Annotated in this window: 7 protein-coding genes and 1 pseudogene; 2 read left to right on the top strand and 6 right to left on the bottom strand. The window is 49.1% G+C overall.

The features are described from left to right. Nucleotides 1–7: 7 nt before the first annotated feature. Together NA624_RS20630 and NA624_RS20635 are read left to right on the top strand one after the other, a co-directional pair. A complete protein-coding gene (locus NA624_RS20630) occupies nt 8–1,237 on the top strand; it encodes an MFS transporter (protein ID WP_001045780.1) in 1,230 nt (409 codons plus the stop codon). Nucleotides 1,238–1,670: 433 nt separating this feature from the next. Continuing rightward, nucleotides 1,671–2,054 (top strand): DUF1090 domain-containing protein, encoded by a 384-nt coding sequence (locus tag NA624_RS20635; protein WP_000874029.1) that lies wholly within the window; start codon nt 1,671–1,673, stop codon nt 2,052–2,054. A 170-nt stretch (nt 2,055–2,224) separates the two neighbouring features. Here the strand turns inward: NA624_RS20635 and NA624_RS20640 are convergent, their stop codons facing one another. From NA624_RS20640 to NA624_RS20665, 6 genes and pseudogenes are all read right to left on the bottom strand, one after another. Beyond that, nucleotides 2,225–2,548 carry a GrlR family regulatory protein gene (locus tag NA624_RS20640; RefSeq protein WP_000657915.1) on the bottom strand — a complete coding sequence of 108 codons (324 nt, stop codon included), beginning with the start codon at nt 2,546–2,548 and terminating at the stop codon, nt 2,225–2,227. 22 nt (nt 2,549–2,570) lie between these two features. Further along, nucleotides 2,571–3,189 (bottom strand): annotated as a pseudogene (locus tag NA624_RS20645) (IbrB-like domain-containing protein). Nucleotides 3,190–3,194: 5 nt separating this feature from the next. Further along, complete coding sequence (locus NA624_RS20650; RefSeq protein ID WP_001201238.1) at nt 3,195–4,427, bottom strand: phosphoadenosine phosphosulfate reductase; 1,233 nt, start codon at nt 4,425–4,427, stop codon at nt 3,195–3,197. Further along, complete coding sequence (locus NA624_RS20655) at nt 4,427–5,161, bottom strand: hypothetical protein (protein ID WP_000042823.1); 735 nt, start codon at nt 5,159–5,161, stop codon at nt 4,427–4,429. Before NA624_RS20655 ends, NA624_RS20650 begins: the two co-directional genes overlap by 1 nt. Continuing rightward, entirely contained in the window at nt 5,154–5,657 is a 504-nt protein-coding gene (locus tag NA624_RS20660) for a CaiF/GrlA family transcriptional regulator (protein ID WP_000907518.1), read from the bottom strand. The genes NA624_RS20655 and NA624_RS20660 overlap by 8 nt, the downstream gene beginning before the upstream one ends. Before the next feature lie 484 nt (nt 5,658–6,141). Further along, nucleotides 6,142–6,599 (bottom strand): DUF2919 family protein (locus tag NA624_RS20665; RefSeq protein ID WP_305157254.1); only part of this gene is annotated, 458 nt, incomplete at its 5' end.

Genomic DNA, 6,599 nt, shown 5'->3' on the forward strand with positions numbered 1-6,599 from the left:
ATACATTATGAATAAATGGATAAAGCTTTGCTTCCTCATTCTGGGTGGGGGAACAATATTCAAACTGTCCAGCATGAAGGACGTATTTTATGTCCCGATGCAGGCTGACTGGGGTCTGACTAATACTCAGATTGGATTTGGTTTTACTGTATACGCCATTATCCAGACCATCGGGTTATTCAGCTCCCTGTATATTGCTGACCGATTTTCCAAAAAGATACTCCTTCCTGTAGGTTTGATTGGTGTTGGGTTATGTGGCGCTTATCTGACAACGCTGCCACCGTTCACTGGCTATCTGATAGCGTTTGGGGCCATGGCCTTTTTTGGTGAAGTGGTTTACTGGCCTGTGCTTCTGAAAGCGGTTCGCCTTCTTGGTACCAAAGAGGAACAGGGGCGTATGTTTGGTTTTCTGGAGGCAGGCAGAGGGGTCGTTGATGTGGTGATCGCCTCAGGTGCACTCTTTGTTTTCGTGCAGTTTGGCGAAGGAAAAGCAGGAATGCAGGCCGGTCTTGTCTATTACACGCTGGTAACGATCCTTGTCGGTGTGATTACCTATTTTATCGTCGATGGTGATGACAAAGTCAGCACTGATAATGCGGTAGATGCCAACAGGCAGGTATTTATGGGAATTAAGAGAGTGATTAAATCTCCCAACCTGTGGCTGGCTTCATTCTGTATTTTCTTTGTTTATTCCGCCTATTGCGGGCTCACATACTTCATTCCGTTCCTGAAAGATATCTACGCATTGCCGGTAGCACTGGTTGGTGCATACGGGATAATCAACCAGTATGGGTTGAAAATGGTGGGGGGGCCTGTGGGGGGATACCTTGCGGATAAAATAGCCCATTCCCCCGTGGTCTATTTGAAATGGACCTTTCTTATCTCCGCCGTTGCCATGCTGCTGTTCATCCAGTTGCCCCATGACTCAATGAACGTCTACCTTGGTATGGCTGCAACCCTTGGTTTTGGGGCTATCATATTTTCACAACGGGCCATCTTCTTCGCCCCGATGGATGAAATAGGAACACCAAGGGAATTCGCCGGTTCTGCCATGGCCTTTGGTTGTATCATCGGGTATATGCCATCGATGTTTGCCTACACACTCTATGGCTCCTTACTGGATAACTTCGCTGGCATCAGGGGATACAACTACATCTTCTATGTCATGGTCGTTTTCAGCCTGCTCGGCTTCGTTTGTGCAACGTTGCTGACTAGAAGGATGAAGAACAACAGGTAATTAAATCATCTTCCCCGACAGGAGTCTCCTGTCGGGAATTTCCTAAAAACAAACTCGCACAATAGTGAGGTTTTCAGTTATAGTCATTTTCTTCTGACAGAATTACATTTAAACCCGAAGATTTGAAGTTGTGTGTTTATAATCCCTTGTCATGTTCAATGAACCAGCTTTTATCTTTATTAAATGTAATTAGCCACCACTGTTCCTCCGAACTCATATCCATATAGAGAATATAGTTTATGTAAACTATACACCTCACACCAACCATCACTAAATCCTAAAAGGATATACCTTAAAAAAGTTTTTTAAACACATTATCTCAGGCTGTTTACTATGTATTATATTTCATTAATTACATTTAGTGGAATTGACTTGCCATTATTGAGCTGCATGCCATAACGTTATAATTCTTTTTTTGTACAAGGAATAACCTGTGAAATACATAAAAATATTGTTCACCACAACTTTTATATTGTTATTATCGATGCAGTCACATGCCGCTGTTTCCGCCGACTGCACAGCTAAAAAACAGGAAATCGAAAGCCAGATCGCGTATGCCCAGAAGCATCATAATACTCACCAGATTGCCGGACTTCAGAAAGCACTCAGCGAAATAGAAACGCACTGCACCGATCCAAAATTACTAAAACAACGTCAGATAAAAATTGCGGAAAAACAACAAAAAGTGGCTGGGGCTGAAGTTGAACTGGCGCAAGCTAAAGAAACCGGAAATCTCAAAAAGATGGCGCGGAAACAGACAAAACTAGATCGCTCTCGCGAAGAACTTCTGGAAGCACAGAAGGCGTTATTACCCTGATTCTTCTTTTCCCCGACAGCCAGAGTATTGAGGCTGTCGGGGATAACATTGACTTCTTAACTCAACTTACCGATAATACACCGTACACCCGGCCAGTAGAACACAAACTATGACGGCCAGTAAAAAACGCCATTTTTTCATTTTCATCTCTTTTATACACCCGGGCGTTATTATAGTAAAGGTGTCAGAAATACCGCATAGGCCTTCAGCATCCGTTCCGGATGTCCTTTCACGTGACCGCTAAAATCGTAGCGCCCCTCTCCTATCTCACAATAACTCATCTCAAGCCAGTAGTCCTCCTCCATACCCAGTACTGATGGGATTTCCCGGTTGTAATAATGCACTTCCAGCTCCATCACCGGCCGCTTCATTATTCCCCGGATAGTGAAGGCAATATCCCCGCCGTATATTTTCCCGTTATTAACCACCACTACGCCTTCACCTACCGACTGCTGGCTGCTCTCAAACACCACCGTATAAATACCTTCTTTCATATCATCCTCAGGTTTCCGTGAATTATTCTACGGTCCAGGCTTCTGAAAACATCCCGTCCCCGAACATTTCCGCCAGACCGCTAATTTGTTTCAGACGCAGCACTTCGTCCGCATCCATCCCCAGCTCTTTTGCTATCCGCGCATCCTCCCAGCCCAGACGGGCCAGGTCACGCACCAGGTCTGACATGGCTGTTACTGCATGTTGTCCTCTCGCCCGATTATGCCGGACGGTAGCGGCCCGGCGCTCGCCGTCGCCAGTCTCATGAACCCGCACGACCGGCAGATACCCCTTTAGCCGCTCCCGCAGCCGTGGTTTGTGTTTGCCTAATTGCATACGGTGGTAACCGTCCACCACGCAGTATCCCCGACGGGCCCGAGCCACCACTACCGGTTGGGTATATCCTTCCGTCTGCAGCGACGTATGAAGAAGACGCAACTCTGTCGGCGCCATTGACGTTCGGGTTGTAATCGTTCGCATGTACCTTCCCGGCCGGCAGCCACAGTACGCAGTCCACCGGCTCATTGCTAAACGGACTTAGAGCATGCAGTCGCAAACGAATAGTGTTCAACGTCTGCGTCCGTTGAGCATCATCCATCTCACTGAGCGACGCCTCCGATTGCTGCATGCTTTTCTCCATCATATCGTTCATATCAGTCCCCATTCCTCCCGCTGACGCTTCAGTCGCGCCATATAGCTGCGGTAGTTGTGAGTTTTAGTCGGGCTGAATGACAGCCCTCGACACCAGTAATCATTGCGCAGAATAATCTTACAAATACGCCGCCATGACGGGATATCACGCCCACCTATATCACCCTCTTGCTCATCCGGTATCCCTTGTGGCCACTCCCGCTGCTGGAACCAGCGCAGGTACACCGCAATTTTGGTCCGGTAGTGTTTTGCTACCGGTGGCGGTAGGCTCGCCAGCAGAAAATGGGCATAGCTCTGCCAACTATGATGCGAAGGCTTTTCCAACTGCTGTCGACCAAAATACTGCCGTCCGCTACGGACATACCGAGCGCCGCTGACGGCACCACTCACTCGCTCACAGGCGCGAGCCCAAGTCCCCGGTTCCAGAATATGATACAGCCACAGCCCCTTGAGTTGCTCTGGGCCGAACGGCTCACAGATACGCATGGCCGGGAGGCTGACGCCCGCTCGGAACATCAGGTCATACACCGGGTTATATGGCAGACCGCTCACACCATGAAAACGCCAGATATCCGTGACACGCCAGTCATACAACGGATAGATGCTCCAGCAGTCCCCATCCGGCTGCTGGGTTGTCCACGGCCTGTCCGACGACAACCTCAGCTTACGCCGGGAGCTGATGGCAAGGAAACGGTTGAGAGATTCATCTGCCCGTATTCCCACTAGGGTTGCCGCTCTCCCGTCCTGAGAAAACCAAGCATTAAACGCGGGGACAAAACTCTCAAAGGTCATTCCACTGCGATAAAACGGGAAATATGCCGGGTCGGTGATGGCTCCCTCCGGCGGCGGCCGAACCCACGCCACGCCCGGCTCCCAGGCCGTCCATTCCGGCTGAATGCACGAAACACCGTTCACCGTAGTCATCGGGAGGCAGACATGAAAGAATTGTTCTGTACAATCAGCATAACGCTCCCGCATAGCCGTGACATGCTGGAGTGTTGCACGGTACTGCACCTCCCAGTCAATAAACAAAATACTGAATTGACGTCCTCGCTTAATCGCCTCCTCTGCCGTCAAATGCAGCATGACTGCTGAATCCTTTCCGCCGGAAAACGACAGACAAATACGTTCGAACTGGTCATAGGTATCGGCGATACGTTGCCGAGCGGCAGTCAGTACATCTGTCCCAAGAGGAATTATACGGCTATTTGCCGAAAGTCCAGCCCTCATTAGCCTGTCTCCTGACAGTATGGACTGACACTCTGCGTAGATATTTCTACTCCAAATGTCAGCCACCGACTTTGTAACTCTTGTCGCACCCTCACACCACGATAAACATTCATCACATGTTTATTCATACCGAGCTTATAGAGACCATTGACCTTATGCGTACTTCTTACCCGGCACGGGAGCCCCACTTTCCGTCCTTCGGCCATCAGTGATAGAACCCGAATTTCATTGGTATTTAGACCGGCCTCTGCCAGCTTCCAAGAAAGCCACTGGTTGGCCCATTCAAGTACCTTCACCTCTGTCTTGGGGAATGGCATCGGGGATAAAGCATGAGTACCCATCTCGGCGGTATAATGACATTGTTCGGTTATAGTCAGCCGCTTAAAACTCTGCAGTTTCTCTAGCCGAGAGAATGGCGCCTGCAGCGTATCCCATGAACAAAAACTGTAACGGTCTAATCCTAACCATTTTGTCAAACTGTAATCAGTCCAGTAAAAACAACGAGCAATAAATACCCCTTCTCGTCCCATTAACAATGGCTTCAACTGATACAAATCAACAACATGTTCATGCGGGTTCAGTCCCAGAACCACTGGCACTCCGGGGTTATCTTGGAGTACACGAATAAGCTGTTTTCTGCTATACACGGCCTGAATAGTACTCGACTCCAATAACGCGGCTAATGCCACCGTCACGCTCCATTCCTTGCAACAAATAATCATGGGTTTACTCATCGTCTTTTCCCTCCCTGCAGCCCTTAAGCAGTCGGTCCAATAGGCCTATGTTACCTACCATACCGTTCCCCACCCGACGTGAAGTGGGGCCTGCCTGTTTTCGACGTGGTGGTGGGGCATGAGTCTGGTGATGCTTAGAGGCAGGCAAAATGTCGTCGATAAAAATCTCCACTCGCCGTCCTCGACCACTCTCTACTGGAACCGAACGTATCCGACAGGCAACCCGCTCTTTTTTGCGTGAGATATAAGAAAGCTGAAATGTTGCCCGCCTATCTGGTATCTGAAAAGCTGCCGAGATGTCATTACGGTCTATCCACCGTTTCTGCTGCATCCCCCAACGAGCCACGACAAGATACAAAGGCTCGTCTGCCCACTGCGCCATGCAAACTGGAAGGGTATAAGTCTCATGATTACTCTGTTTCACTTTCTTTTTTCCAGTGAACGCTGAGTCGCTGGATATAGACGGCTTATCGCTGTGATGAAGTTTCCCAGCCATTGCCCCTCCTTTTATCAGCTATCCCTTCGATACTGGACGTCATTTGGAAGGGAAAATAAAAACAAATAACGACAGAAATACAGCCGCAGTTAGCCATCAATCTCAGGTGTTTTTTTCCTGCATACCGCATAGGTAATGCTCAATAAAATGGCTCACAACACAGTGAAGTACCGGCACGCTATAAATGTCACCTCTCCTTCCCCTCTGCCATAGCACTCATGCCCCCGTTTCCAGACAGTAAATAAAATCCTTTATCGCTAAGTCATCCAGCCGATACCAGAATTCACTCACCTCTTGTGGTGATAATTCTCCTGACAGGTATTTCCTCGTCTCATTCTGGAGACAAAATAATCGATACCGGTTATCCATATTCCGAACCCAATTAAGGGCCTTTCCCGGATTAAAACCTTCTATCAACAAGTTGGCTCGATGATGGACTTCCCGCATAAATTGACTGTCCAGCCTATTCATTTACATTCCTCCACTATTGAACGTCGCTTTTTGTCATTGTCTGGTCGCTAGAACCATCACCAAAAAATACCGCTCGCAACCGCCGGTCAGGCCACAGCATCACCATGCAGGACAAATCTAGACAAAAAAGTAGCCATCCCATATCCCACAACGGCTGAGCCGCTGCTATCACGCCTGCAATGTCAACCATCACCATCACTAAAAGAGCCGCCAGTATCACGACATAGCTCGCACGAGCCAGACCTGGATAGCGTTCGCGCAGCGGATAAATAAACAGCATCACCATGCCCGGGACGCCGGCCGCCAGCGCGGCAAGCCGTAACCCGATATCCGGCCAGAGAAAACCGACCTGTGTATCGCCGGCGGGTGCCATCATGACCATCAGCCCCGATAACCACCAGGCCCGCGCCATCACAACCAGTCCGACCCAGAAAAGCACCGGAGCCTTCAGCAGGCCGTTATCATCAAAAT

This window comes from Salmonella sp. NW38, from assembly GCF_051807745.1.
GTDB lineage: Bacteria > Pseudomonadota > Gammaproteobacteria > Enterobacterales > Enterobacteriaceae > Salmonella > Salmonella enterica.